The 25,870-nt window shown below is 60.9% G+C and carries 24 protein-coding genes; 13 read left to right on the forward strand and 11 right to left on the reverse strand.

Annotation, left to right across the window (positions count from 1 at the left end; translation table 11 throughout):
* Positions 1-6 precede the first annotated feature (6 nt).
* Complete coding sequence (locus tag ACMYUN_RS14335; RefSeq protein ID WP_016772337.1) at positions 7-681, reverse strand: methionine ABC transporter permease; 675 nt, start codon at positions 679-681, stop codon at positions 7-9.
* Entirely contained in the window at positions 681-1,688 is a 1,008-nt protein-coding gene (locus ACMYUN_RS14340; protein WP_016772338.1) for a methionine ABC transporter ATP-binding protein, read from the reverse strand. The genes ACMYUN_RS14335 and ACMYUN_RS14340 overlap by 1 nt, the downstream gene beginning before the upstream one ends.
* Positions 1,689-1,950: 262 nt before the next feature.
* On the opposite strand from ACMYUN_RS14340, the gene katE reads away from it, so the two are divergent.
* The gene (gene katE / locus ACMYUN_RS14345; protein ID WP_415760942.1) at positions 1,951-4,092 is read left to right on the forward strand and encodes a catalase HPII; all 2,142 of its coding nucleotides are present in this window, start codon (positions 1,951-1,953) and stop codon (positions 4,090-4,092) included.
* Positions 4,093-4,185: 93 nt separating this feature from the next.
* Here the strand turns inward: katE and ACMYUN_RS14350 are convergent, their stop codons facing one another.
* From ACMYUN_RS14350 to ACMYUN_RS14365, 4 genes are read right to left on the reverse strand one after another with little or no spacing between them, the layout of a single operon-like run.
* Positions 4,186-4,899 carry a PA5502 family lipoprotein gene (locus tag ACMYUN_RS14350; RefSeq protein WP_415760943.1) on the reverse strand — a complete coding sequence of 238 codons (714 nt, stop codon included), beginning with the start codon at positions 4,897-4,899 and terminating at the stop codon, positions 4,186-4,188.
* A 37-nt stretch (positions 4,900-4,936) separates the two neighbouring features.
* Positions 4,937-5,725 (reverse strand): zinc ABC transporter permease subunit ZnuB, encoded by a 789-nt coding sequence (gene znuB, locus ACMYUN_RS14355; protein WP_101159661.1) that lies wholly within the window; start codon positions 5,723-5,725, stop codon positions 4,937-4,939.
* Positions 5,718-6,503, reverse strand: coding sequence for a zinc ABC transporter ATP-binding protein ZnuC (gene znuC, locus ACMYUN_RS14360; RefSeq protein ID WP_039757132.1), 786 nt, complete (start codon positions 6,501-6,503; stop codon positions 5,718-5,720). Before znuC ends, znuB begins: the two co-directional genes overlap by 8 nt.
* Complete coding sequence (locus ACMYUN_RS14365; RefSeq protein WP_129998064.1) at positions 6,503-6,985, reverse strand: Fur family transcriptional regulator; 483 nt, start codon at positions 6,983-6,985, stop codon at positions 6,503-6,505. Before ACMYUN_RS14365 ends, znuC begins: the two co-directional genes overlap by 1 nt.
* Positions 6,986-7,051: 66 nt before the next feature.
* Here ACMYUN_RS14365 and znuA point away from each other — a divergent pair, with 66 nt between their 5' ends.
* Positions 7,052-7,972 (forward strand): zinc ABC transporter substrate-binding protein ZnuA, encoded by a 921-nt coding sequence (znuA, locus tag ACMYUN_RS14370; protein ID WP_415760944.1) that lies wholly within the window; start codon positions 7,052-7,054, stop codon positions 7,970-7,972.
* Between the two features lie 128 nt (positions 7,973-8,100).
* Here znuA and ACMYUN_RS14375 read toward each other — a convergent pair whose 3' ends face one another.
* Positions 8,101-9,054, reverse strand: a complete 954-nt coding sequence (locus ACMYUN_RS14375) for a homoserine kinase (protein WP_415760945.1) — start codon at positions 9,052-9,054, stop codon at positions 8,101-8,103.
* A 53-nt stretch (positions 9,055-9,107) separates the two neighbouring features.
* Positions 9,108-9,398: a DUF2782 domain-containing protein gene (locus ACMYUN_RS14380; RefSeq protein WP_039757137.1), complete on the reverse strand. Its 291-nt coding sequence runs from the start codon at positions 9,396-9,398 to the stop codon at positions 9,108-9,110.
* A gap of 74 nt (positions 9,399-9,472) precedes the next feature.
* Between ACMYUN_RS14380 and polA the strand changes: the two genes are divergently transcribed.
* Positions 9,473-12,277: a DNA polymerase I gene (gene polA / locus ACMYUN_RS14385; RefSeq protein ID WP_415760946.1), complete on the forward strand. Its 2,805-nt coding sequence runs from the start codon at positions 9,473-9,475 to the stop codon at positions 12,275-12,277.
* 407 nt (positions 12,278-12,684) lie between these two features.
* On the opposite strand, the gene yihA is transcribed toward polA, so the two are convergent.
* Complete coding sequence (gene yihA, locus ACMYUN_RS14390; RefSeq protein WP_415760947.1) at positions 12,685-13,329, reverse strand: ribosome biogenesis GTP-binding protein YihA/YsxC; 645 nt, start codon at positions 13,327-13,329, stop codon at positions 12,685-12,687.
* A gap of 191 nt (positions 13,330-13,520) precedes the next feature.
* Here yihA and ACMYUN_RS14395 point away from each other — a divergent pair, with 191 nt between their 5' ends.
* The 7 genes from ACMYUN_RS14395 (at position 13,521) to ACMYUN_RS14425 (ending at position 20,786) form a co-directional block, all read left to right on the forward strand.
* Positions 13,521-13,826 (forward strand): c-type cytochrome, encoded by a 306-nt coding sequence (locus ACMYUN_RS14395; protein ID WP_016772347.1) that lies wholly within the window; start codon positions 13,521-13,523, stop codon positions 13,824-13,826.
* Positions 13,827-13,856: 30 nt separating this feature from the next.
* Positions 13,857-14,468, forward strand: coding sequence for a c-type cytochrome (locus tag ACMYUN_RS14400; RefSeq protein WP_041476483.1), 612 nt, complete (start codon positions 13,857-13,859; stop codon positions 14,466-14,468).
* 198 nt (positions 14,469-14,666) lie between these two features.
* Positions 14,667-15,308 carry a thiol:disulfide interchange protein DsbA/DsbL gene (locus ACMYUN_RS14405; protein WP_016772349.1) on the forward strand — a complete coding sequence of 214 codons (642 nt, stop codon included), beginning with the start codon at positions 14,667-14,669 and terminating at the stop codon, positions 15,306-15,308.
* A gap of 14 nt (positions 15,309-15,322) precedes the next feature.
* Positions 15,323-16,201 (forward strand): endonuclease/exonuclease/phosphatase family protein, encoded by an 879-nt coding sequence (locus ACMYUN_RS14410; RefSeq protein ID WP_415760948.1) that lies wholly within the window; start codon positions 15,323-15,325, stop codon positions 16,199-16,201.
* Positions 16,198-18,213 carry a GGDEF domain-containing protein gene (locus ACMYUN_RS14415; protein WP_415760949.1) on the forward strand — a complete coding sequence of 672 codons (2,016 nt, stop codon included), beginning with the start codon at positions 16,198-16,200 and terminating at the stop codon, positions 18,211-18,213. Before ACMYUN_RS14410 ends, ACMYUN_RS14415 begins: the two co-directional genes overlap by 4 nt.
* Before the next feature lie 101 nt (positions 18,214-18,314).
* Positions 18,315-19,097: an N-acetylmuramoyl-L-alanine amidase gene (locus ACMYUN_RS14420; protein WP_129998056.1), complete on the forward strand. Its 783-nt coding sequence runs from the start codon at positions 18,315-18,317 to the stop codon at positions 19,095-19,097.
* 75 nt (positions 19,098-19,172) lie between these two features.
* Positions 19,173-20,786: an EAL domain-containing protein gene (locus ACMYUN_RS14425; protein WP_039757145.1), complete on the forward strand. Its 1,614-nt coding sequence runs from the start codon at positions 19,173-19,175 to the stop codon at positions 20,784-20,786.
* On the opposite strand, the gene ACMYUN_RS14430 is transcribed toward ACMYUN_RS14425, so the two are convergent.
* Together ACMYUN_RS14430 and algB are read right to left on the reverse strand one after the other, a co-directional pair.
* Positions 20,783-22,573: an ATP-binding protein gene (locus ACMYUN_RS14430; RefSeq protein ID WP_039757146.1), complete on the reverse strand. Its 1,791-nt coding sequence runs from the start codon at positions 22,571-22,573 to the stop codon at positions 20,783-20,785. The genes ACMYUN_RS14425 and ACMYUN_RS14430 overlap by 4 nt on opposite strands.
* A gap of 10 nt (positions 22,574-22,583) precedes the next feature.
* Positions 22,584-23,930, reverse strand: a complete 1,347-nt coding sequence (gene algB, locus ACMYUN_RS14435; protein WP_039757147.1) for a sigma-54-dependent response regulator transcription factor AlgB — start codon at positions 23,928-23,930, stop codon at positions 22,584-22,586.
* A gap of 428 nt (positions 23,931-24,358) precedes the next feature.
* Here algB and ACMYUN_RS14440 point away from each other — a divergent pair, with 428 nt between their 5' ends.
* The 3 genes from ACMYUN_RS14440 to ACMYUN_RS14450 all read left to right on the forward strand — a co-directional run bounded on the left by ACMYUN_RS14440 (position 24,359) and on the right by ACMYUN_RS14450 (position 25,350).
* Positions 24,359-24,643: a hypothetical protein gene (locus ACMYUN_RS14440; protein ID WP_039757148.1), complete on the forward strand. Its 285-nt coding sequence runs from the start codon at positions 24,359-24,361 to the stop codon at positions 24,641-24,643.
* A gap of 75 nt (positions 24,644-24,718) precedes the next feature.
* On the forward strand, positions 24,719-24,883 hold the full coding sequence (locus tag ACMYUN_RS14445) for a DUF1328 domain-containing protein (protein WP_003177151.1): 165 nt from the start codon (positions 24,719-24,721) through the stop codon (positions 24,881-24,883).
* Positions 24,884-24,885: 2 nt separating this feature from the next.
* Complete coding sequence (locus ACMYUN_RS14450) at positions 24,886-25,350, forward strand: inhibitor of vertebrate lysozyme family protein (RefSeq protein WP_129998053.1); 465 nt, start codon at positions 24,886-24,888, stop codon at positions 25,348-25,350.
* The last annotated feature ends 520 nt before the right edge of the window (positions 25,351-25,870 follow it).

Here is a 25,870-nt window from a genome sequence, read left to right on the forward strand (position 1 = left end):
AACCGCTTATTTGCGCGAGAAATGCACGACCAGGCGGTCGCCAACCATTTGCAGCACTTGCACCAGAATCAACAGCAGCACCACGGTGACGATCATCACGTCAGTCTGGAAACGCTGGTAGCCGAAACGGATCGCCAGGTCGCCCAAACCACCGGCGCCGACCACACCGGCCATCGCCGTGTAGGACACCAGTGTAATCGCTGTCACCGTAATCGCTGCGAAGATGCCCGGACGGGCTTCCGGCAGCAAGGCGTTCATGATGATCTGCCGCGTGGTCGCGCCCATCGACTGGGTCGCTTCGATAATGCCGCGATCGACTTCGCGCAGCGCGGTTTCCACCAGACGCGCGAAGAACGGCGTAGCACCGACCACCAGCGGCGGGATCGCCCCGGCCACACCCAGCGAGGTGCCGGTGATCAGCACGGTGAACGGGATCATCACGATCAGCAGAATGATGAACGGCAGCGAACGCAAGATGTTCACCACCAGCGACAGCACCGCGTAGAGGCCACGGTTTTCCAGCAATTGGCGCGGGCTGCAGAGAAACAGCAGCACGCCCAGCGGCAGGCCGAGCAGCACGGTGAACAACAGCGAACCGCCAAGCATCAGCATGGTGTCGCCAGTCGCCAGCCAGATTTCGTACCAGTCGATATTGGCGAAGAAACTCATCAGGTCAGCCATTAGCGCAACACCTCCATGTGAACGTCAGCGGCGGTGAAGCGGGCAAACGCCGCTTCCATGTCGCCACCGGTGACAGCGAGGGTCAGTTGCCCGTAAGGAATATCTTTGATGCGGTCGATGCGACCGGCGAGGATGCTGTAGTCGACGCCGGTTTCCCGGGCGACGGTGCCGAGCAACGGCGCGTAGGTCGCCTCGCCCTGAAAGGTCAGACGCACGATGCGCCCGGGCACATGGGCGAAGTCGTCACGCTGCTCGCTCTCGTCGATCTGCTCGCTTTCCTGGACGAAACGCTTGGTGGTCGGGTGCTGCGGATGCAGGAACACATCGGCCACCGGACCCTGCTCGACGATCACGCCAGCGTCCATCACCGCGACCTGATCGCAGACGCGACGGATCACGTCCATCTCGTGGGTGATCAGGACGATGGTCAGTTTCAGTTCGCGGTTGATTTCCGCCAGCAGTTGCAGGACCGATGCCGTGGTCTGCGGGTCGAGGGCGCTGGTGGCCTCATCGCACAGCAGAATCTTCGGCTTGGTCGCCAGCGCACGGGCGATGCCGACGCGTTGCTTCTGACCGCCGGACAATTGCGCCGGGTACTTTTTCGCGTGGTCGGACAGACCGACCCGCGCCAGCAGCTCGGCCACCCGTTGATTGATTTCACTGCTCGACAGCTCACCGGCCAGGGTCAGCGGCAAGGCCACGTTATCGGCGACAGTCTTGGAGGCGAGCAGGTTGAAGTGCTGGAAGATCATCCCGACCTGCTGGCGGAAACGGCGCAGGCCGTTGGCATCCAGTGCGGTGACTTCTTCGCCGTCGACGATGATCTTGCCGCCACTGGAATCTTCCAGGCGATTGATCAGACGCAGCAGGGTACTTTTGCCCGCACCGGAATGGCCAATCAGGCCGAACACCTGGCCGTTCTCGATGGCGAGACTGGTCGGGTGCAGCGCGGGAATATCCTTACCGGCGACGCGGTAAGTCTTGTGGACGTTTTGAAACTCGATCACGTAGCGAACCTTGTGGGGCGCGTTGGAAAAGGATCAGCGGTTAGCCGGGCGCGCATTTTAGCCTGTCCGTATAGAGGTTCTTAGCATTTATTTCGCAATTAACCTTCAATTTGGCAATAACGCGATCAAAGGTCAGATAAACGGAACGGCTGAAACGCTCATCAGTCACTAAGTAAGCGACTTGAAACCCTGGGTGCCGTGCCCGGGAATCACTCAAGGGTCTGCGGAAGGCATCCGGGGCCAAACGAGGAGTTTACGTCTGATGAGCATCAAAAAGCCTGCACCTGCTAAAAGCGAGATGGCCGGAACCGATACCCCGGATCGCGCCAACACCAATGCCAAGCTCGACAGCCTGGAAGAATTCCGTTCCGACGCCACCGGTCAGGCACTGCGCACCAATCAGGGCGTGAAGATCGCCGACAACCAGAACACCCTCAAAGCCGGGCCGCGCGGGCCTTCGCTGCTGGAAGACTTCATCATGCGTGAAAAGATCACGCACTTTGACCATGAGCGCATTCCGGAGCGCATCGTCCATGCGCGTGGTACCGGCGCCCACGGTTTCTTTCAGACCTACGAGAACCATGCAGCGCTGACCAAGGCCGGTTTCCTACAGGATCCGGGCAAGAAAACCCCAGTGTTCGTGCGCTTTTCCACGGTGCAGGGGCCACGGGGTTCCGGCGATACCGTGCGTGACGTGCGCGGCTTTGCGGTGAAATTCTTTACCGATGAAGGCAACTTCGACCTGGTCGGCAACAACATGCCGGTGTTCTTCATTCAGGACGCGATCAAGTTTCCGGACTTCGTCCACGCGGTGAAACCCGAGCCGCACAACGAAATCCCCACCGGCGGCTCGGCTCACGACACGTTCTGGGACTTCGTCTCGCTGGTGCCGGAATCGGCGCACATGGTGATCTGGGCGATGTCCGACCGGGCCATCCCGAAAAGCTTGCGCAGCATGCAGGGCTTTGGCGTACACACCTTCCGCCTGATCAACGCCGAGGGCAAATCGCGCTTCGTCAAATTCCACTGGCGTCCAACCGCCGGCACCTGCTCGCTGGTGTGGGACGAGGCGCAGAAGCTCGCTGGTAAAGACACCGACTACCATCGTCGCGACCTGTGGGAAGCGATCGAGATGGGCGACTACCCGGAATGGGAACTGGGCGTACAGATCGTCGAAGAAGAGAATGAACACGACTTCGACTTCGACATCCTCGACCCGACCAAAATCATCCCCGAAGAAATCGTCCCGATTACGCCACTGGGCAAAATGACCCTGAACCGCAACCCGGACAATTTCTTCGCCGAAACCGAGCAGGTTGCTTTCTGCCCGGGCCACATCGTGCCGGGTATCGACTTCTCCAACGACCCGCTGCTGCAAGGTCGGCTGTTTTCCTACACCGACACGCAGATCAGCCGACTCGGCGGGCCGAACTTTCATGAGCTGCCGATCAACCGTCCGGTGGCGCCGTTTCACAACGGCCAGCGAGATGCACAACACCGCACCACCATCGACAAGGGTCGCGCCTCTTATGAGCCCAACTCGATCGACGGCGGCTGGCCGAAAGAAACACCGCCAGCGGCACAGGACGGTGGTTTCGAGAGCTACCCGGAACGCATCGACGCCGCGAAGATCCGTCAGCGCAGCGAGTCGTTCAGCGATCACTTCTCCCAAGCCCGCTTGTTCTTCAACAGCATGAGCGAGCACGAGAAAGAGCACATCATCGCCGCCTACAGCTTTGAGCTGGGCAAGGTCGAGCGTGAGTTCATTCGGGCCCGTGAGGTGAACGAGATCCTCGCCAATATCGACCTGACCCTGGCCAAACGCGTAGCGGAAAACCTCGGTTTGCCGGCACCAGCCAAAGGTACGGTCGAAGTGCGCAAGACCTCGCTGGAGCAATCGCCAGCGCTGAGCCAGGCCAATCTGCTGCCAGGTGATATCAAGACGCGCAAAGTGGCGATTCTCGCTGCCAACGGTGTAGACGCCGCGGCTATCGATGCGATGAAGAAAGCGCTGGAGGCCGAAGGCGCCCACGCCAAAGTACTCGGCCCGACGTCAGCGCCGGTGAAAACTGCGGATGGCAAGGCATTGCCGGTGGATGCGTCGATGGAAGGCATGCCGTCGATCGCCTTCGACGCGGTGTTCGTACCGGGTGGCGCGGCGTCGATTACCGCGTTGAGCGGTGACGGCGTGGCGCTGCATTATCTGCTGGAGGCCTACAAGCACCTCAAGGCGATCGCGCTGCACGGCGAGGCCAAGCAGTTGCAGGACTTGTTGAAGCTGGATGCGGATGCCGGGTTGTTGCAGGGCGCGGATGTGGGTGCGTTGACCAAGCCGTTCTTCGCTGCGATCGGCGAGCATCGGGTCTGGGCACGGGAGCCCAAGGCCAAGGCGATTCCGGCTTAAGATCTTTATTGGCTGAGAGGACGCTTTCGCGAGCAGGCTCGCTCCCACAGGTACGCTGTTGCACCTGTGGAGCGAGCCTGCTCGCGAAGCTAGTTATGGCTTGCGCGGGCTTAGAACCATCTGCGCCGGCACTGTGCGCAAGATCTGCTTCTCGATCTGCAAATCAAAATCAGGATCGAGCTTCTTGACTCGCTTGCTCAGCAGCGTCGCCAGCCACGGATAATCCGCAGTGCGCGGGGCCTGGATGCTGACGGCGCAGTCGTAATTCACCACATCGGCGGCGATTGCATCGAGCTGTCGTTGCAGCTTGTGAATATCGCCGATGTTCAGCGCAACCGTGGTGCTTTCGGCGGTCGGGTCGATGACCTTGGCTTTCGGCCGTGCTTCAGCAGCCAGCAGCGCCGCTTCAGCGTTTTCCAGCTCGGCCTTGCGCGCTTCGGTGATCGCGCCGTTGACGCCGCCGGTCAGCGCCGGCGCCTTGGGCATCAGAGCACGGGCGCGGCTGAGCGCGGTGGCAGCGGCGTTGACATCGCCTTTCTGCAGGACGATCTGGCTGCGGCGCAGATACGCCTCGGCCAGCTGCCGCTGATATTGTTCAAGGGACTGATCGTTGGGGGTGTCGGCCTGCAACGCGGCCAACTGGTCTTCGGCGGTGGCCAGTTCGCTGCTGGCCAGGCTTTGCTCCAGCTGTGCGATGGCCGTAGCCCGCGCATCCGGGACTTCGGTCACCGGCGGCGTGCTTTGGCAGGCGCCCAGCAGCACGGAAAATGCGACAAGGAGCAGATAACGGGAGGCGAACGGCTTCATTCCTGCGACTCTCTAATTGCGCAAAAAGCGGCCAAGTCTACACCCCACGACGGGGCAGAACAAAACTCAACAGAAACAGCGCGGCTGCCGTCACCACGATAGACGGCCCCGCCGGGGTGTCCTTGAACCACGACAACGCCAGCCCGCCGCACACCGCGAGCATGCCCAGCAGGCTCGCGCCCAGCGCCATCTGCTCCGGCGAACGGGCGTGACGCTGTGCCGCAGCCGCCGGGATGATCAGCAGCGAAGTAATCAGCAGCACGCCGACAATTTTCATCGCCACCGCAATCACCACCGCGATCAACAGCATCAGCGCCAAGCGCAAACCCGCTACCGGCAAGCCTTCGACCCGCGCCAGTTCTTCGTGCACGGTGACCGCCAGCAGCGGCCGCCACAGCGCCACCAGCAACACCAGCACCGCCGCGGTGCCGCCGAGAATCCATGCCAGGTCGCTCGGGCTGATCGCCAGCAGATCGCCAAACAGATAGGCCATCAGGTCGATCCGCACTTCATGCATGAAGCTTAGTACCACCAGGCCGAGAGAGAGCGTGCTCGGCGCAAGAATTCCCAACAGCGTGTCGGACGCCAGCGGCTGGCGCTGTTGCAGCGTCACCAAAAGCACCGCCAGCAGCAGACAACCGACCGTCACCGCCACCGTCGGGCTGACATCCAGCAAAAAGCCCAGTGCCACGCCGAGCAGTGCGGCATGGGAAAGGGTGTCGCCGAAATAGGCCATGCGCCGCCACACCACAAACGAGCCGAGCGGTCCGGCCACCAGCGCCAGCGCCAGACCTGCAAGCAGGGCATACAAGAGAAAATCAGCCATGCTTGCAGCCGTCTCCATGAACATGAGGTTGCCCGCTCAGCGGGCCTTTGACCACCGAACCGTGCAGGTCGTGGGCGTGGTCGTGATGGTGGTGATAGATCGCGAGGCTCGGCGCGTTCTTGCCGAACAGCTCGACGAATGCCGGGTCGCCGCTGACCTGCTCGGGATGCCCGGAGCAGCAGACGTGACGGTTGAGACAAACCACCTGATCGGTGGTGCTCATCACCAGATGCAAATCGTGGGAGACCATCAGCACGCCGCAACCGTGGCGGTCGCGCAGCCGGGTGATCAGGCTGTACAGCTCGGCCTGCCCGGCCACGTCGACGCCCTGCACCGGCTCGTCGAGCACCAGCAACTCAGGCTCGCGCAGCAGTGCCCGGGCCAGCAGCACGCGCTGCATTTCGCCGCCGGAAACGCTCTGCACCGGGCTGTCGATCACGTGTTCGGCGCCAACTTCCTTCAACGCGGCCAGCGCGCGCGGACGATCGACACCGGGCACCAGGCGCAAGAAGCGCAGCACTGACAGCGGCAGGGTCGGGTCGACATGCAGTTTCTGCGGCATGTAGCCGACGCGCAGTTTCGGTTTGCGCCAGACGCTGCCACTGTTCGGCTTCAACAACCCGAGCACGGCGCGCACCAGCGTGGTCTTGCCGGCGCCGTTGGGGCCGATCAGGGTGACGATCTGCCCCGGCTCGACGCTCAGCTCGATGTTGTCCAGCACGGTCTGCCCGGCAAACGTGACGGCGACCTGTTCCAGACGGATCAGCGCATTGCTCATCAGGCCCCCTGGCAACCGGCGCACAGGCCGACCACTTCGACCGTCTGCGCTTCGACAATGAAACCGACGTCTTTGGCGCTGTCGATAATCGCGTCGCTGATTACTTTTTGTTCAAGTTCGATCGCGGCGTGGCAGTCGCGGCAAATCAGGAACTGGCCCTGATGCGCGTGCTCGGGATGCACGCAGCCGACGAAGGCATTCAGCGAGGAAATGCGATGGACCAGGCCGTTGTCCAGGAGGAAATCCAGCGCGCGGTACACGGTGGGCGGCGCGGCGCGACGGCCGTCCTGCTCGCTGAGGACGGCGAGGATGTCGTAGGCACCCAGCGGCTTGTGGCTTTGCCAGACCAGTTCCAGCACGCGGCGGCGCAGGGCGGTCAGACGCAAACCTTTTTGCGCGCACAAGGTATCGGCCTCGGACAAAGCGCTGTGCACGCAATGGGAGTGGTCGTGGGGACGGCTGGCAATCGGTGTAATAGGCATGAGCGGCGACGAGATTTGCTGGAGACGTTATTATGTTACCCGTTCTCGCTTCCTTGAGTGGTCATCGTGTCCCGACTTTTTTCTGTTTTTGTGGCTTTTGTTGCCAGTTTTCTGCTGATCGGTACGGCTCAGGCCGAGGTCAAAGTGCTCACCAGCATCAAACCGTTGCAGTTGATTGCCGCTGCCGTGCAGGACGGCGTGGCGATTCCCGAAGTGCTGCTGCCGCCGGGGGCCTCGCCGCACAATTACGCCCTGCGCCCATCCGACGTACGGAAGGTGCAGTCGGTCGATCTGCTCTACTGGATCGGCCCGGACATGGAAGGCTTCCTGCCGCGCGTGCTCAGCGGTCGCAGTCAGCCGAGTGTTGCCGTGCAGGATCTGCCGGGGCTGAAGCTGAGGCATTTTGGCGCGGATAACCACTCCCACGCCGAAGAGGCCGACGAACATGATCACGATCACCGCCCCGGCTCGCTGGATGCGCACTTGTGGCTGTCACCGCTCAACGCGCGGGTGATCGCCGACAAAATGGCCGCCGACCTCAGTGCTGCCGACCCGGCCAATGCCCAGCGCTATCAGAGCAATGCCAAAGCCTTCGATGAACGTCTGGATGCGCTGGACCAGCGCTTGAAGAAGCGTCTCGCCAATGTCGAAGGCAAGCCGTACTTCGTTTTTCACGAGGCGTTTGATTATTTCGAAGATGCCTACGGCCTGAAGCACGCCGGGGTGTTCGCGGTAGCCGCCGAAGTACAGCCCGGCGCCCAGCATGTCGCGGCGATGCGCAAGCGCTTGCAGGAAGTGGGCAAGACCTGTGTGTTCAGCGAGCCGCCATTGCGTCCGCGCCTGGCGGAAACGCTGGTGACTGGCCTGCCGGTGAAGCTGGCGGAACTGGATGCGTTGGGCGGGTACACCCCGGCGACGGCTCAGGGCTATGAGCAGGTGCTGGAAAAACTCGGCAATGATCTGGCCGGGTGTCTGGAATCGTTGTAATCCGCAAAACCCTGTGGGAGCGAGCTTGCTCGCGAAAGCGGTGGGCCAGTCAACGGATATGCTGAATGTGCCGACGCATTCGCGAGCAAGCTCGCTCCCACAGGTTCGGGTTGTCTTTCAGAATCGATTCACAGGGCAAAGGGCAACGGTGTATTGACCTTCTGCCGCTGCGCCAGGCGCTGCTCGAATTCCTGCGGATCGTGAATCAACACATCCTGCCCGGCGAACTGCTCGGCGGCGATCAGGCGTGACAACCAGAACCGCACACAGGCCACACGCAACATCGTTGGCCACAATTCAGCTTCCGCCGCCGTGAACGGGCGCAGCGCCGCATAGGCACCGAGAAATGCCCGGGCACGCGGGCCATCGATCACGCCCTCCTCATCCGAACACCAGTCGTTCAAGGCAATCGCCACGTCATACAGCATCGGCCCCGAGCAGGCGTTGTAAAAATCGATCAGCCCGGTCAGGTGAGTGCCTTCGAACATCGCGTTGTCGCGGAACAGGTCGGCGTGAATGTTGGCGCGAGGCAGCGCAAGGATCCTCTCTTTACGCTCGGTGATCTCATCCAGCGCCTTTTGCAGCAAGGCACGCGGCTCATCGCTCAGGTGCGAGAGAAATTCAGTGCCCTCTTCCAGCATCCAGTCCAGACCACGATCGGTCTTGCGCTTGATCATGCGCTCGCCCTGGGTCGCCAGGTGCAGATGTGCCTGCAATTCGCCGACCTGGGCGCAATGCTGGGCGTTGGCGACCTTGATGTGCTTGCCCGACAGGCGCGGTTGCAGCAATGCCGGCTTGCCTTTGAGTTCACGCAAGGCCACGCCGTCAGTGGTGCGCAGGGCGTAAGGCACGGGCAGATCAGCTTCGTGCAGCACGTCGAGCAGGTCGATGAAAAACGGCATCTCCTGCACCGGGCCGCGTTCGACCAGGGTCAGGACAAACTCGCCCTGCTCCAGGCTGATGAAGAAATTGGTGTTTTCGCTGCCGGCGGCGATCCCCTGGAAATCAAGCAGGCGGCCGAGCCCGTAAGGGGCGAGAAAGGTTTCCAGCTCGGGCCGAGCCAGGGGAGTGAACACAGACATGTCTTAACTGCCAGTACGGGCGCCGCAACGGCGGCGCCGGGTGAATTAAAAATCTACTTCCATTCGAATATCTTCCATGACGGGATCAGCATATCCGGCTGATCCGAGCGGATGAAATTGGCATCCGTCCCGTCGGCGCGCACCAGAAAGTACGGCGGCGCGCCCTTCGGCGTGACTTTGATCGCATAGAGGAAACCGTTCTGACGGTACTCCTGAATAGTCTTGTCGCCCTCCGTGCGGATGGTGACCTCGGGGTCGCCGCCCGGCGCATCATCCGCCGCCATCGCGGCCAGTGGTGAGACAGCGATCAACCCGACCAGCAGCAAGCGATTTAACGTACGCATGATAACCTTGTCCCTTTGTCGTCAACGGTCCCGCTATTCTAGCCCCGGACCCGCCGAAAAGGTTGATCCTGCTCATGAGCCAAGCCCCCCTCGTCCTGGTGGACGGTTCGTCTTACCTGTACCGCGCCTTTCATGCACTGCCACCACTGACCACGTCCAAAGGCCTGCCGACCGGTGCGGTCAAAGGCGTGTTGAACATGCTCAAGAGTCTGCGCAAGCAGTACCCGGACAGTCCGTTTGCCGTGGTGTTCGATGCCAAGGGCGGGACATTTCGGGATGAGATGTACGCCGAATACAAGGCCAACCGGCCGAGCATGCCCGATGACATGCGCGTGCAGATCGAGCCGCTGCACCAGAGCGTGATCGCCCTCGGCTTCCCGCTGCTGTGCGTCGACGGCGTCGAGGCCGACGATGTGATCGGCACCCTGGCCCGCAGCAGCGCGGCGGCCGATCGCCCGGTGATCATTTCCACCGGTGACAAGGACATGGCGCAACTGGTCGACGGCCACATTACCTTGGTCAACACCATGTCCGGTAGCTCGATGGATGTGGAGGGCGTGAAGGAGAAATTCGGCGTCGCTCCGGAGCAGATCATCGATTATCTGGCGCTGATGGGCGATTCCTCCGACAACATTCCAGGCGTGCCGGGCATCGGCCCGAAGACGGCGTCGGGCCTGCTGGTCGGCGTCAACGGCGGCCTGACCGAGCTGTACGCCAACCTCGACATCGTGCCGACCCTACCGATTCGTGGCGCAAAAACCCTGGTGGCCAAGCTCGAAGAGCACAAGGAGATGGCTTTCCTGTCTTATCAACTGGCGACCATCAAGATCGACGTGCCACTGGATATCGGCCTCGATGATCTGCAGATGGGCGCGGAAGATCCGGCCAAACTCTACGAGCTGTATACCCTCCTGGAATTCAAGAGCTGGCTCAATGATCTGGATCGCGATGCCAAGCGTCTGGAACTGAGCGCGGCGGCCGAACCCGCGCCGGCGGGCGATCTGTTCAGCGCGCCGCAAGCCGAGGCACCTGCTGCCCCTGCCGAGGCCGCGTACGAAACCATCCTCGATCAGGCTCGCTTCGACGTCTGGCTGGAAAAACTGCGCAACGCCAGGCTGATCGCCTTCGACACCGAAACCACCGGCATCGACGCGCAGAAGGCGCAACTGGTCGGTCTGTCGTTCGCCGTGCAGGCCAACGAAGCTGCCTACATCCCGCTGACCCACTCCTACATCGGCGTGCCGGAGCAGCTGGATCGCGACACCGTACTGCGCGCACTCAAGCCGATTCTGGAAGACCCGAACAAACTCAAGGTCGGCCAGCACGCCAAGTTCGACATGAACATTCTGGCCAACTGCGCCATTGGCGGCGATCAGAATGAAGGCATCAGCGTGCGCGGCATCGCCTTCGACACGATGCTTGAGTCCTACGTACTCAACTCCACCGCGACCCGTCACGACATGGACAGCCTCGCGCAAAAGTATCTCGACCACACCACGGTGAGCTTCCAGGACATCGCCGGCAAAGGTGCCAAGCAACTGACCTTCGACCAGATCGCTCTGGAACAGGCCGGGCCCTACGCCGCCGAAGACGCCGACATCACCCTGCGCCTGCATCAGACCCTGTTCGACAAGCTCAGCGCGATTCCGAGTCTGGCCAGCGTGCTGACCGACATCGAAATCCCGCTGGTACCGGTGCTGGCGCGCATCGAACGCCAGGGCGCGTTCGTCGATGCCGAGTTGCTGGGCATTCAGAGCATTGAGCTGGGCAACAAAATGGTCGCGCTGGAGCGTGAAGCCTTCGAAATCGCCGGGGAAGAATTCAACCTCGGCTCGCCGAAGCAGCTCGGCGTGATTCTTTATGAAAAGCTCGGCCTGCCGGTGCTGAAGAAAACCGCCAAGGGCCAGCCGTCCACCGCTGAAGAAGTGCTGGCGAAACTCGCCGAAGACGATCACCGCTTGCCGAAGGTGCTGATGGAGCACCGTTCGATGAGCAAGCTGAAAAGCACTTACACCGATCGCCTGCCGGAGCAGATCAACCCGCGCACCGGGCGCATCCACACTTCGTATCATCAGGCCGTGGCCTCGACCGGGCGCTTGTCATCCAGTGATCCGAACCTGCAGAACATCCCGGTGCGCACCGCCGAAGGCCGGCGTATTCGTCAGGCGTTCGTCGCGCCAAAAGGCTACAAATTGCTGGCGGCAGACTATTCGCAAATCGAGTTGCGGATCATGGCCCACCTGTCCCGCGACGAAGGCCTGATGAACGCCTTCCGCAACAATCTCGACGTGCACACCGCGACCGCTGCCGAAGTGTTCAAGGTCGAGCTTGACCAAGTGACATCCGACCAGCGCCGCAGCGCCAAGGCGATCAACTTCGGTCTGATCTACGGCATGGGCGCGCAGAAGCTCGGCAAGGACATCGGCGTCGACACCAAGACCGCCAAGGCTTACATCGACACCTACTTCGCCCGTTATCCAGGCGTGCGCGAATACATGGAGCGCACCCGCGCGCAGGCGGCGGATCAGGGTTACGTCGAAACTTTCTTCGGTCGTCGCCTGTATTTGCCGGAGATCAACTCGAACAAGCCACAGGAGCGCGCCGCCGCAGAACGCACGGCGATCAACGCGCCGATGCAGGGCACGGCGGCGGATATCATCAAAAAAGCCATGGTGGCTGTGGATAACTGGCTGACCACGTCGGGGCTGGATGCCCGGGTCATCCTGCAGGTGCACGATGAACTGGTGCTGGAAGTTCGCGAGGAGCTGGTCGAGCAGGTCAGCGCTGAGATTCGCCTGCACATGAGCGAAGCGGCGAAACTGGATGTGCCGCTGCTGGTGGAAGTCGGCGTAGGCAACAATTGGGATGAGGCGCACTGAGTGTTGCACAGTTGCCGCGACGTGACGTCGCGGCAAGCCCCAAGAACCGGGCTTAGACCGATAAATGCTTGAGGCTATTCCAAAGCTTTTTGAAAAAAATCTGAACTAATCTGTCGATCGAACACTCAGAGGTACTGAATGGCTGGTGAAGCCCTTCGATGCTCCTATGTTGTGTTAAGTGTTGGCAGATATCTGAACCCCGCCCTAGCGGTTCGGAACTTGAACCCCGGAATTTCTCCCTCCCCAATGAAATCCGGGGCTTTTTTTGCCAAAAAATCGGCTGTAGCGCGGCCATGCTGCGTTAAAAGCATCGCTAAAAATGCTCATTTAGGTCCCCTAAACTCCGCTTTTTAGCGCTACTTTTGCCTTGCCTTGCCACACTACAACCAATTTTTCCCCATTCCGAGTTACTCGGCTTCCGCCTCGGCGCCTTTGTCTGCCAGTTCCATCCAGTCGGCCAGCACAGTGTAGGCCTCTTCCAGGCCCATGCGTTTTGGCGCGGAGAACAACTGGATAGTGATCGAGTCGCCCCAGCCTTTGCGGATTTCCGACTGTACTTTCAGCAGGGTGTTCTTGGCGGCGCCGTAAGTGAGCTTGTCGGCCTTGGTCAGCAGAATGTGCATCGGCATGCCGGCGGCGACGGCCCAGTCGAGCATCAGCAGGTCGAAGTCGGTCATCGGATGGCGGATGTCCATCATCAGAATCAGACCTTTCAAACTTTCCCGACCACCGAGGTATGCCTCAAGGTGGCGCTGCCAGTGTTGCTTGAGCGGGATCGGTACTTTTGCATAACCGTAGCCCGGCAGGTCGACCAGACGGCGATCATCGTCTAGCTTGAAGAAGTTCAACAGCTGTGTGCGACCCGGAGTTTTCGAGGTGCGCGCCAGACTGGCGTGGGTCAGGGTGTTCAGCGCGCTGGATTTGCCAGCGTTGGAACGACCGGCAAACGCCACTTCGAAGCCTTCATCGTCTGGGCATTGATCGACTTTGGCGGCACTGAGCATGAACGTGGACTGTTGGCACAGGCCGAGGATGGGATTCTTGAGTTGCATGGGATTTCCGATGTGGGCGGCGCCGGGATTGGGCGCGGAACGCGGTGTCGCTTCCGTTTCAGTGACGCCAGTATATAATGCCGCAGATTTTGTGTGTGCTTTGTCCAAGCGAAGGATGAAGTTCACGAGAGCGACAGACTTTGATTGCGCATTAGAACGCAGAACGCTCTCAACCCTGAAAAGGTCGTTTTATGACGAAATGGCTGCTGGCTGCCGGAGTCTTGATGCCGCTTTACAGCGCACAGGCTACACAGGATCCGGAAGCTGTGTACAACCGTGTTTGTGGTGCCTGTCATTCCGGCCAACTACCCATGGCGCCCGCAAGAGGCGATCAGGAAGCTTGGACGCCGAGGTTGGCGAAAGGTATGGGGACGCTGGTGCAACACGTGACCCAGGGTTTCAAGGCGATGCCGCCGCGTGGTTTGTGCATGGACTGCAGTGCCGAGGATTACCAGGCCATCATCCTGTGGATGAGCGAGAGTAAGCCCGGTCCATAACTTAACCCTTAGCCGTAGTTGGATTAGCTGATGAACAAATTGATCGTGAGTCTGCTGTTGACCGTGGGAATTTCAGGTATCGCCCATGCTGCCGGCGATGCCGCAGCAGGCCAGGCCAAAGCTGCCGTGTGCGGGGCCTGCCATGGCCCGGACGGCAACAGCATGGCGCCAAACTTTCCGAAACTGGCCGGTCAAGGTGAACGCTACCTCGACAAGCAATTGCACGACATCAAGTCGGGCAAGCGCGTGGTGCTGGAAATGACCGGGCTGCTGACCAACCTGAATGACCAGGATCTGGCCGACATCGCTGCGTACTTCGCCAGCCAGAAAGGCAGCGTCGGCGCCGCCGATCCGAAGATCGTCGCGCGCGGTGAAGCGCTGTTCCGTGGCGGCAACCTGGAAAAAGGTCTGCCAGCCTGCACCGGCTGCCACTCGCCGAACGGCGCCGGCAATGCTGCAGCAGGCTTCCCGCACCTGGGCGGCCAGCATGCGCAATACATCGCCAAGCAACTGACCGATTTCCGCAAGGAAGAAGGCGGTCGCGCCAACGACGGCGACGCGATGACCATGCGCACCATCGCGCGCAAGCTGAGCGACGAAGACATCGCCGCGGTTTCCAGCTACATCCAGGGCCTGCACTGAGGCCTGATTCGAGGGTTGAACGAGGCGCGTAGCGCCTGCCACGTTAACGCTCGATTAATCCTTCGCAGCAAGTATAAAAAGGGTGGCTCTGGCCGCCCTTTTTTGTGGCCGCTGCCGTTACACTACAGCACTCATGCCCGCCAGGATCTGTGTCGCAACAGGTCGAGCGAGGCGACCCAAATTGTTCAGGAGTAAAGCATGCGTAATCTGATCATCAGCGCCGCCCTCGTCGCTGCCAGCCTGTTCGGCGTCACCGCCCAGGCCGCTGAAGCCCCTGCCGCCCCTTATGTCGAACTGGCCAACCCGGTGCCGGTGGCAAAGCCTGGCAAGATCGAAGTGGTCGAGCTGTTCTGGTACGGCTGCCCGCATTGCTACGCTTTTGAACCAGTGATCAATCCATGGGTGGAAAAACTGCCGTCCGATGTCAACTTCGTGCGCATTCCCGCCATGTTCGGCGGCCCATGGGACGCTCACGGCCAGATGTTCCTGACCCTCGAAGCCATGGGTGTCGAGCACCAGGTGCACAACGCCGTGTTCAATGCGATTCAGAAAGAACACAAGAAGCTCACCGACAAGAACGACATGGCTGACTTCCTCGCCACTCAAGGCGTGGACAAGGACAAGTTCCTCGCCACCTTCGACTCGTTCGCCATCAAAGGTCAGATCGTCAAGGCCCGTGAGCTGGCCAAGAAGTACGAAATCACTGGCGTACCAACCATGATCGTCAATGGTAAATACCGCTTCGACATCGGCTCTGCCGGTGGTGCCGAGCAAGCGCTGAAACTGGCTGACGATCTGGTCGCCAAAGAGCGAGCGGCCAACAAGGCGGCTGCCAACTAAGCGCGGCATTCGCCATGCGCCGCTGGAAGTCCGAACGCATCGTTGGCCTGCATGATCCGCAGGTCAACGAGCATCACCTGGCGTCTACGGGCCTGCCTGCAGACCAGCGTCTGCGCTTGCTCAGTTTCAACATTCAGGTCGGCATCAGCACCGAGCGCTATCGGCATTACCTGACCCGCAGCTGGCAGCATCTGCTGCCGCACACCGGGCGTTCCGGCAATCTGCAGAAGATCGGTGACCTGCTCGGCGACTTCGATCTGGTCGCCCTGCAGGAAGCCGATGGCGGCAGCCTGCGTTCGGGCTACGTCAATCAGGTCGAACACCTGGCCCACCTCGGCGCCTTCCCCTATTGGTATCAACAACTCAATCGCAACCTCGGTCGACTGGCCCAGCACAGCAATGGCGTGCTCAGTCGCCTGAAGCCGTGGGCGATCGAGGACCACCCGCTGCCCGGCCCGAAAGGTCGCGGTGCGATCCTGCTGCGCTTCGGCGAAGGTCCGGAAGCGCTGGTGGTGATGATGATGCACCTGGCCCTCGGCGCGCGGACGCGCAGCCTGCAACTGGCCTACATTCGTGATTTGATCAGCGGCTACAAGCATCAGGTGCTGATGGGCGACATGAACACCCACGCCAGCGACCTGCTCGAACACTCGCCGTTACGCGATCTCGGCCTGCTGGCCCCGCAGGTGGAAGCGACCTTCCCCAGCTGGCGCCCACAGCGTTGCCTTGATCATATTCTGCTCAGCCCGACCCTGACCCTGGAAAAGGTCGAGGTGCTGGCTCAGCCCATTTCCGATCACCTGCCGGTCGCGGTGGAAATTCGTCTGCCGGGTTCGCTCACGGCCGACGCATTGCCCGCGTTGAGCCCTGCCCCTCGCGGAACCTGTGAATGAGCGACGACGCCCAGCGCTGGAAAGAGAAATACCTCAAGAGCATCGAACAGCAGGACAAGCTCGAACGCCGCTGGGCCGCGCGACTCGACCTGCTGCGGCGCGGTCTGGTGCGCAGCACGCTGGCGGCCGAGGGCACTGACAAGGCCGTCGATCAGTGCATGAAGGAAATGCGCGAAGTGGTGCGTACCGATGACATGGACGCCGGCCTCGCCGCCCTGCTGCCGCGCCTGGAAAAAGCCGTGCTCGACTCCGAGCAGCGCCGTGAAACCCGCATCGATCAGGTCAGCACCGCGCTGACCGCGCTGGTCACCCAGTTGCAGGCCCTGCCCTTGCCGCGCGAAGTTGCGCAACCGCTGAAGAAATTCGCCAAACAACTGGACAGCCGCGTCGGTCAGGCGCGGGAAATGCCGCTGCTGCTGAGCGAACTCAGTGGCCTGCAGGGCAAGGCCTTGAATCAGTTGGAAACGCCAGCCGAGCCTGGCCGGCCGGGGCTGTTGCAGCGTTTGTTCGGCAGCCGTGACGGTGAGGAAGCCGCTGTACCAGCGGCAGACACACCAGCAACACCAGTGCCGCAACCGGTCGAAGCCCGGCAACCTGAACCGGAGCCTGCGCAATCGGCACCGGTGGCCATCGCGGAGCCAGCGATCGCAGCGCCCGAGACCATCATCGAGACGCCTGTCCAGACGCTGCCTGATGAGCCGCAAGTCGTTGCGTTCGCTGCGCCTGTGGTCGTCGTTGAAGCCGAGCCAGTGCAGGTTGAACCAGCCCCTGACGCCGAGATGACCGTCGCTGCGCCAGCAACCGAGGCGTTCAACCCCGATGAACTGATCCACCCCGGCGATCCGTCGCCGCTGTCCCTCGACAGCCTTCCCATCCCGGAGCCGATCGCCCAGGCCTTGGCCGCCATAGACCCGGATCAGTCCGAGCACGATATCCTCTTCGCCCTGCCGGACTCGCCCGAACCGTCCTATAGCTCCGTGGCCCGGCATATCGAAGACACGCTGATCGGCCTGCTCGACGACCTGACCCTGCCCGAGCGCCATCGGCCACAAGCCGAAGCCATGCGCGAACGGCTGAAACACGGGCTGAACTGGTACGAATTGCTGCCGATCCTCGACGATCTCGCAACCTTGATGCTGGCGATTACCGACAGCGGCCAGCACGAATTCGAAGCTTATCTGCAACAACTCAACGAACGCCTCGAAGCGTTTCAGAGCAATCTGCAAGCGGCCAGCGAAGGACATGCCGACAACAGCTCGGCGGCGCGGGCCATGGACACGCAGATTCGCGAGCAGGTCGACGGCTTGCAGAGCAGCGTCCAGCAAGCGGCGGACATCGATGACCTCAAGCATGTGCTGGAGAATCACCTGGAAGGCCTGCTCGGCACCATGGACCAGCACCAGAAACAGCGCGACGCCCGCGAGCAGGAAGTCGCCGCCAGGTTGAAAAGTCTGTCGGAGCGGGTCGCGCATATGGAACAGGAAGCCTTGGGCTTCCGCGAACACCTCGAGGAGCAGCGGCAGAAAGCCCTGATCGATCCGCTGACCGGTCTGCCCAACCGCGCGGCGTGGAGCGAACGCCTAGAGCATGAAATCCAGCAATGGCAGCAGCACGGCAACACCCTGAGCCTGGCCATGCTCGACCTCGACCACTTCAAGCGCATCAACGACAGCTACGGCCATCTGGCCGGCGACAAGGTGCTGAAGATCATCGCCACGGTATTGCGCAAACGCCTGCGCGGCTCGGATTTCATTGCCCGTTTCGGCGGTGAAGAGTTCGTGCTGTTGCTGCCGGCAACGCCGCCGGCGGTTGGCGCGAAGCTGCTGGAAAACCTGCGCGCGGCGATCGAGGCCTGCCCGTTTCATTTCAAGGGCGAACGCGTGACCATCACGATTTCCATGGGACTCGCCTCATTCAGGACGGGAGAACACAGCGATCTGGTGCTTAAAAGAGCCGATCAGGCGCTGTATAGAGCGAAAAATGCCGGGCGTAACCGAGTCGAGCTGGGCTGAGGCAATTGTTCCAATTTGTTTAAATCCGCTCGTTGGCGGCTTCAGGCCAGATCCGTACGTTACACTGTTGCATTATTGTCTTTTGTGTATCGTCCTCTGCCATGAAATTCTTTGCCCTTGCTGCTTCGTTGCTCGTTCTCGCCGGTTGCGTCAGCGGCCCGCGTTATGACACCAGCCACCCTTCGGCCAATTACGACAGCCGCATCCAATTCGTTGTGGTGCATTACACCTCGGCGTCGCTGGAGCGTTCGCTGCAACTGCTGACCCATGGCGAGGTCAGCAGCCATTACCTGATCGGCGATGACAAGAGCGCCACCGTCTACAAACTGATGGACGAAAACCAGCGCGCCTGGCACGCCGGCGAAAGTCAGTGGCAGGGCCGCACCTGGCTGAACTCCAGCTCCATCGGTATCGAAATCGTCAACCCCGGCTACAAGGACACCCCGACCGGACGCCTGTGGTATCCGTACAGCGAAGCGCAGATCCAGTCATTGATCACCCTGCTCAAGGACATCAGCCAACGCAACGGCATCAGCCCGCGGCACATCATCGGTCACAGCGACATCGCGCCGTTGCGCAAGCTTGATCCGGGGCCACTGTTCCCCTGGAAACGTCTCGCCGCCGAAGGTCTTGGCCTGTGGCCGAACGAGCAAGCGGTGGCGCGTCAGCAGGCTATTTTTAACAGCAACCCGTTGCCGGAGATTGGCTGGTTCCAGGCGCAACTCGCGCGTCTGGGTTACGACACTCCGCAGACCGGCGAACTGGATATCGCCACGCGGCATGTCCTCGCCGCATTCCAGATGCATTACCGCCCTGCCCGCTTCGACGGCACACCGGATGCACAAACCGCGGCACTTCTTTTGGTCCTTAATCAGACAAAATAATGACGCCCGCCCGACGGTCAGGGCGAAATCGCAATCAGCAGCTATAACTCATGGTAATTCTTCGGAAATCCATTAATGGCTGCTACCCGAGAGACGCTGCGTAGCTGGTTTTATCGCCCCGGTTTTTTGGCGATGATCGCGGCTGTCCTCAGCGCCAGCCTGTTGATCGCCGGCGGTATGTTCGCGGCGATGCGGCAGATGGAATTGCGCGAGAGCCAGGAAATGAATGCCCAGGGCGAGCGTTTCCTCGCGCGCCTCGAACAATTGTTCGGCCAGTTGCGCGAAAGTCTCGACGACCTTGAAGCCCAACCCTTGCGCGGCTGCGACGAGGAAATGATCGCGACCTTGCAGCAAGTCACCTTCAACTACCGCTTCGTCTATGAAGCCGCCTACATGGACGCCTCGCGGTTCTGCTCCAACCGGCCGCGTCAGGAAGGCCTGTCATTGGCTCGCGCGCCGGACATTCAGGGCCCGACCTACAGCTATTGGCTGAACACCACCACCGAACCCGATGAAAACCGCGCGGCGCTGATGCTCGGTCGCGGTAACTTTCGTGTCGCCACCTCCCGCGGACATTTGACTGACATGGTCGATCTGTCGCCCGGCAGCAGCCTGCTGGTGGTGCTCGATCACGGCAGCCGCGCGATTCCGGTGCTCGGCACAGCGCAGGTCTGGCCGCCGACCGAACCCTGGCCGCCGCAAAGCCGCGACGCGCTGCAAGTCACGCAGACGCGGCTGATCTACCGCATGCCCACCAATAACCCGGAATATCAGCTGGTACTGATCACGCCGCGCACGGGCATGCACGTCCCGGCGGTGTGGTGGTGGCTGCTGCCGGTGTGTCTGATCGCCGGAGCCATTGTCGGCTTTCTGACCTTCCTCCTGGTGCGTCAGCGCCAGTCGCTGGATGCCGAGCTGCACGGGGCGATCCGCCGCGGTGAGCTGCAAGTGCTGTATCAGCCGATCTTCGACCTCGACAGCCGCAACTGCGTCGGCGCAGAAGCCTTGCTGCGCTGGCGGCGACCGGACGGCACGCTGACCAGCCCCGACCTGTTCATTCCGATGGCGGAAAACACCGGGCAGATTCGGCAGATGACCGACTTCGTCTTGCAGCGTCTGCTCGAACAGCTGGGCCAGTTACTACGCGCCAACCCGCAGTTGTACATATCAGTGAACCTCGCAGCCTGCGATGTCATGGTGCCGCGCATCGGCCTGGTCATGGCGCGGCTGCTGGCGTTGCACCGTGTCGCCGCGCGACAGATTGCTTTCGAGGTCACTGAACGCGGCCTGATCGATGTCGTGGTGGCGCGGGAGAACCTGCAAGCCTTGCGCGACGTCGGCCATCAGGTGCTGATCGATGATTTCGGCACCGGCTATTGCAGTCTCGCCTACCTGCAGACCCTGCCGGTGGATTGCCTGAAAATCGACAAGGCGTTCATCGATGCGCTGGGCCATGACGCGGCGAGCAGCGGCGTCGCTCCGCACATCATTCACATGGCGCAGGCGCTGGATCTGAAAGTGATTGCCGAAGGCATCGAGCTGGAATCGCAAGCGACACTGCTCAGCAGTGAGGGCGTGAAATTTGGTCAAGGCTGGTTGTTTGCCCACGCGCTGAGCGCCGTACAGTTCATTGAACTGATCACCCGCGGCAGACGCTTCGCCGGGCGGCGTATGGACGACGAAGCCTAAACCGCCAGCGCCATGTAGAACTGCGTGCCCTGCCCCGGCCTCGAATAGACGCCCATGCGTCCGCCGTGCAACTGGACGATTTCCTTGCACAGTGCCAGGCCAAGGCCGGCGCCGCCCTTCTTGCGCCCGACCTGCACGAACGGCTCGAAGATCCGCCCCTGCTGGCCGTAGGCAATGCCCTCGCCATTGTCTTCGACGCTGATGATCACACGCTCGCCATGGCGGCGCGCCTGCAGCCGGATCTGACCGTCGCGGGCGGTGTGGCGCAGAGCATTGTCGATCAGGTTGTCGAGAACGCGGTCGAGTTGCGCCTGATCGGCCTGCAATCTCGGCAATGGCCCTTGAATCTCGACGTTCAGCGCCACACCTTTGGCCGCCGCCGCGTCGGCAAAGCGCAGTTGCGCCTGCTCGAGCAAGTCCTCAATGGAACATGGCGCCAGGGTGAGTTTCTGCAGACCGTTCTGGTAGCGCGAGAAATTCAGCAAGTCGTTGATCAACTGCATCAAGCGCTGCATTTCTTCGTTGACCGTATCCAGCAGGTCAGCCTCACGCGACTCCGCCGGGAATTTCGCCCGCTCACGAAACAGCCCGAAGGCCATGTGCATGCCCGTCACCGGCGTGCGCAATTCATGGGAAGCGCGCAAAACGAACTCGCTACGAACCCGCTCAAACGCACGCTGCTCGGTGACGTCGTGCAGGACCATGACCGCACCGAGAATATGCCCTTGGGTATGACTGACCGGCGTCAGGCTGTAGGTCAGCAGCCGCGATTCACCATCGACTTCGATACTCAGATCTTCCGGCGCCCGCTCCAGCGTGCCGCCGCGCAGAACCAATTGCAGTTGCGCATCCAGTTCCGGGCGACCGAGCGCGGTGCCCAAGCCTTGGCCCAGTCGATCGTCTTCCCAGCCCAACTGGCGCTGAGCCACCGGGTTGAGGTGTTCGAGCTGGCCTTGGCGGTCAATCATCAGCAAGCCGTCGTCGATACTGTCGAGCACCGCTTGCAGCCGTTGTTGACCGGCCAACAGTTCGTCGACATTCATCGCCTGATGTTCGCGCAACGCCTCGGCCATCAGGCCGAAGCGCCGCGACAACAGGTTGACCTCCATCGCCGTGGAAATCGGCAGCGTCACGTCGTAGTTACCCTGGCCGATGTTGTCGGCAGCCTTGGCCAACGCTTCGATCGGCGCGCCGAAACGTCGGGCGATACCCTGAGCGGTGACGAAACCGATGATCAGCACCGCCAGCCCGACCAGACCGAGCAGCCCGGCGATCAGCAAGGCCCGTTCGCGGGCAGCGTGCTGGACGGCGTTGATGGTTTCCAGTGCATGTTTGTGCTCGGCGATCAAACCGTTACGGAGAATATTGAAGCGCTCGCGGAAATCCGCGCTGGTGCTGGCGTCCTTTGCCGCTTCGGCGGTCACGTCGAATGAGGCGAGGAAGTTCAGGTAATCGGCTTTGGCCTGGCGAAACCCGTAAGGCTGGTCGTCGCCCTCCGGCTGCTGGGCGATGCCTTGGTCGAGCAATTCGAAATAGTGCTGCTTGGACGCTTCGAACGCAACGGGATCGGGTTTTTGCGCAAGCATGATGATCAGTTGATCACCGAGGGTCTGGCGCAGCTTGAGGCCCAGATCGAGGGTGACAAAATTGCTGCGCACCAGCGCTTCCTGCGAACCGGCCATCTGCATCACGCTGACCAGCCCGAGCAACAGCCCGAGCAAGGCCACGGTGATCAACGCAGAAATGCTCAGGAACAGGCGCGTGCGCAGCTTGATCGCCAGTTTCATCGCGCGCTGCTCACAGGTTGTACTGCTTGCGTTTGCGGTACAGGGTCGAGGCGTCGATGCCGAGGGTTTTCGCCGCTTGATCCAGGGTGCCGGCGGTCGCCAGCACCGCGCCGATGTGCGCTTTCTCCAGCTCATCCAGGCTCAGCGCCGCGCCGACCCGTGGCGCGTTGTTGGCCGGTTGTTCGGCCATGCCCAGGTGGCTGATTTCCACGCGCTCCTGCGGGCAGATGATGCTGGCCCGCTCGACCACGTTGCGCAGTTCGCGAATATTGCCCGGCCAACGATAGCCGAGCAGTGCTTCCCGCGCCTCGTCGCTGAAGCCGCGCGCTGGCCGCGCGTACTCTTTGACGAAGCGTGCAAGGAAGCGGTCGGCGAGGGTCAGGATGTCCTCGGCGCGCTCACGCAACGGCGGCAGATGCAGAGTGATGACGTTAAGGCGATAGAGCAGGTCTTCGCGGAAACGGCCGTCACGGACCATGTCTTCGAGGTTGAGGTTGGTGGCGGCGAGGATGCGCACATCGGCGCGGCGAGTGACCGGATCGCCGACCCGCTCGTATTCCTTGTCCTGGATGAAGCGCAGCAACTTGGGTTGCAACGTCAGCGGAAAGTCGCCGATCTCGTCGAGAAACAGCGTGCCGCCGTCGGCCTGGTTAACTCGACCCAGCGTGCTTTCGCTGGCGCCGGTAAACGCACCACGGCTATGGCCGAACAGCTCGCTTTCCATCAGCTCGGCAGTCAGGGACGGGCAGTTGATGGTGACGCAGGACTTTTTCTCGCGCTTGCTCCAGCCGTGGATCGCACGGGCCAGCTCACCTTTACCCGTGCCGGACTCGCCAAGGATAAGAATGTTGGCGTCGGTGCTTGCGACCTGACGGGCCGTTTCCAGCACGACTTTCATCGCCGGGCTGTGGGAATCGAGGCCGTCTTTCGGTTTACGGATCTCGCCCTCCAGCGCTTCAAGACGCGCGGAGAGCTGGCGCACTTCCAGTTGCTTGGCGGTAGCCAGGCGCAGTTGATCAGGGCTGCACGGCTTGACCAGATAGTCGGCGGCGCCGGCCTGGATGGCGTCGACGGCGGTGTCGACCGCTGAGTGAGCGGTGACAATCACCACGCGCATCCATGGCGCTTGAATGCGCATTTGCGCGAGGACGTCGAGACCGTTGTCCTCGCCCAGGCGCAGATCGAGAAAGCACAGGTCGAAGACCTGGCGTTGCAGCAATGCTTCGGCCTGAGCCGCGCTATTGGCGGTGGCTACCGTATAGCCTTCGTCTTCGAGGCAATAACGAAACGTACGCAGGATGGCGGATTCATCGTCCACCAGCAGAATGCGGCCTTGTTGCTCAGTGGCAGATTCCATTTTTCCTACGCTCCATAGTGATTAGTCTTGGGTTAGTCCCGGAAAAATCGGGCAAGTTGCATGGTTGATTCTGAACGATACCAGCCATAGGAGGGTAGCTCTCTACTGCCATAACGGCCAATTCATTGATTTCGTTGAGTTTTAAAACATTCTGCGTTTTGCAGGGCAGATCCTGCGTCCTCTTCTGACATCTGCGTACCGGTAGCAATTCCATATCATCGAAATTTCCCACGAAATAATCGTGCATTGCGCACGACCGCAGAAGAGCCATCGTGCAGGATGCGTCGCAGGAAATTTCTCATAGACATATAAGTCATTGTTTTTATTGATATTTTTTGACATGAAAAAACTGGCATGCAGGCTGCAATACCTCACTCAGCCCGGGCAGATCAGGACTGCCCCAACCGAACAAGCGTGAGGAACACAGGATGACTCGCCCAACTGCCGCCCAAGTACGTATCTCGCCTCTGCAGATCCAGCAAGGTCTGTTCGGTGTACTGGCGTTGTTGATCACCCTGATCGTCTGCCAGCAATACATGAGCTGGGAAAACAGCCGCAAACCCGAGCCACTGATTTCGATGCAGCACAGCACGCAAAAGCACTTCAGTGCCGTGAGCAGCAGCCAGGCCGAGAACGCTTCGATGCACATGATCGACGTAGACCAGGCGCAACCGCTGGATCAACTGCCACGAGAAGAGCGCTGGGTTTTCTAAGTCGATCAACTGATTCGGACGCCTGAGCGTCGGAAACCGGAAACACCCCTAAATAGAGAAGTAAGGAGAATCACCATGTTGAGCTGGGCAATTACATTCTTGATCATTGCCATCATCGCCGCCGTACTGGGCTTCGGTGGTATCGCGGGCACCGCCACGGGTATCGCCAAGATTCTCTTTGTCGTGTTCCTGGTGATGTTCATCGCTTCCTTCTTCTTTGGCCGTCGCGGCCGAGGTTAACGATGATCGGTCTCAAGACATTGGCCGCCGCCCTGCTTCTGGGCGGCAGTGCCATGGCCATGGCGGCCAATGACGGCCAGACCCGGGTCAACGAGCTGCTCGCCTCTGACGCGCAGTACCGTGAAACCTGGGAAGGCGTGATCAAAAAGGAAGAGCGCGTACCGGAATGGGTGATCAACCTGTCCGGCACCTCCGAACAACAGATGAATGCCGTTACGGAAGATGGCGACAAGTATCTGGTCGGCCCGCTCTGCGAGAGTCAGGACAAATGCCTGAATCATCGTTTGATCGTTGCCTTCAGCTTTGACAAGGATGACGCCTACGCCATGCTGGTCGATGTACCGGAAGGTCTGCCGCAGGACAAGTCGCCGACGCGACATGCCACGTATCGCTTCTTCGGCAAACCTGATCAGGGTATGCAGGATCTGCTGATGGAAACCCTGAAGAAAGATCCGAAGTGGTACTGACGCAGGAAGCGCAAGGTTTTCGAACACGAAAGCAGCGCCCCGCTGCTTTCCATTGCGCCACCCGATAAGGGCCGGTGCATGACCAGGGGGCCGGGACGTTCTGACTGATACAGGGTCGGAGTGACCTACGGGTACAGGGAGTACCTGCGCAAGGGCCGGGTCAGGGTAAAAGCTGCGCCGCAGGTTCGTCGACCCGATGGTCTGACGAATCTGCGCTGGGCTTTGAATGTCGTAAAACATTGATCCAGTACGCCAATTCCCTTCTATTAATCGTCGACACTGCGCAAGAAAACATTTCGCGGTGTTTCGCGGCGACCGTATATCGACAAAGATCGCGCTCGGTCCGTGCGACTTCTAGTCTTGCGATTCAGACTTTTTCCAGAAATTTCCGCTGATTTTGCCTGTGCAAAAGTTAACCAGCCTACGCTGTAATGGCCGGTTCACGGCACTTATGCCGGCACAAATGTCACAATCGAACCGCTTGGGACGCCAGTTTCAATTGAAAAAGCTCATGCCGATT

Source organism: Pseudomonas sp. CP4 (genome assembly GCF_047758505.1).
GTDB lineage: Bacteria > Pseudomonadota > Gammaproteobacteria > Pseudomonadales > Pseudomonadaceae > Aquipseudomonas > Aquipseudomonas fluorescens_AO.

Coding starts and splice junctions, on each gene's coding strand:
- znuB (WP_101159661.1), bottom strand. CDS start 5,725: ATGGCTGATTTTCTCTTGTATGCCCTGCTTGCAGGTCTGGCGCTGGCG.
- algB (WP_039757147.1), bottom strand. CDS start 23,930: ATGGAATCTGCCACTGAGCAACAAGGCCGCATTCTGCTGGTGGACGAT.
- ACMYUN_RS14450 (WP_129998053.1), top strand. CDS start 24,886: ATGATCGGTCTCAAGACATTGGCCGCCGCCCTGCTTCTGGGCGGCAGT.
- yihA (WP_415760947.1), bottom strand. CDS start 13,329: ATGCAACTCAAGAATCCCATCCTCGGCCTGTGCCAACAGTCCACGTTC.
- ACMYUN_RS14440 (WP_039757148.1), top strand. CDS start 24,359: ATGACTCGCCCAACTGCCGCCCAAGTACGTATCTCGCCTCTGCAGATC.
- ACMYUN_RS14400 (WP_041476483.1), top strand. CDS start 13,857: ATGAACAAATTGATCGTGAGTCTGCTGTTGACCGTGGGAATTTCAGGT.
- ACMYUN_RS14425 (WP_039757145.1), top strand. CDS start 19,173: ATGGCTGCTACCCGAGAGACGCTGCGTAGCTGGTTTTATCGCCCCGGT.
- polA (WP_415760946.1), top strand. CDS start 9,473: ATGAGCCAAGCCCCCCTCGTCCTGGTGGACGGTTCGTCTTACCTGTAC.
- ACMYUN_RS14415 (WP_415760949.1), top strand. CDS start 16,198: ATGAGCGACGACGCCCAGCGCTGGAAAGAGAAATACCTCAAGAGCATC.
- ACMYUN_RS14375 (WP_415760945.1), bottom strand. CDS start 9,054: ATGTCTGTGTTCACTCCCCTGGCTCGGCCCGAGCTGGAAACCTTTCTC.
- znuC (WP_039757132.1), bottom strand. CDS start 6,503: ATGAGCAATGCGCTGATCCGTCTGGAACAGGTCGCCGTCACGTTTGCC.
- ACMYUN_RS14365 (WP_129998064.1), bottom strand. CDS start 6,985: ATGCCTATTACACCGATTGCCAGCCGTCCCCACGACCACTCCCATTGC.
- ACMYUN_RS14405 (WP_016772349.1), top strand. CDS start 14,667: ATGCGTAATCTGATCATCAGCGCCGCCCTCGTCGCTGCCAGCCTGTTC.
- ACMYUN_RS14445 (WP_003177151.1), top strand. CDS start 24,719: ATGTTGAGCTGGGCAATTACATTCTTGATCATTGCCATCATCGCCGCC.
- katE (WP_415760942.1), top strand. CDS start 1,951: ATGAGCATCAAAAAGCCTGCACCTGCTAAAAGCGAGATGGCCGGAACC.
- ACMYUN_RS14430 (WP_039757146.1), bottom strand. CDS start 22,573: ATGAAACTGGCGATCAAGCTGCGCACGCGCCTGTTCCTGAGCATTTCT.
- ACMYUN_RS14395 (WP_016772347.1), top strand. CDS start 13,521: ATGACGAAATGGCTGCTGGCTGCCGGAGTCTTGATGCCGCTTTACAGC.
- ACMYUN_RS14380 (WP_039757137.1), bottom strand. CDS start 9,398: ATGCGTACGTTAAATCGCTTGCTGCTGGTCGGGTTGATCGCTGTCTCA.
- ACMYUN_RS14335 (WP_016772337.1), bottom strand. CDS start 681: ATGGCTGACCTGATGAGTTTCTTCGCCAATATCGACTGGTACGAAATC.
- ACMYUN_RS14420 (WP_129998056.1), top strand. CDS start 18,315: ATGAAATTCTTTGCCCTTGCTGCTTCGTTGCTCGTTCTCGCCGGTTGC.
- ACMYUN_RS14410 (WP_415760948.1), top strand. CDS start 15,323: ATGCGCCGCTGGAAGTCCGAACGCATCGTTGGCCTGCATGATCCGCAG.
- ACMYUN_RS14350 (WP_415760943.1), bottom strand. CDS start 4,899: ATGAAGCCGTTCGCCTCCCGTTATCTGCTCCTTGTCGCATTTTCCGTG.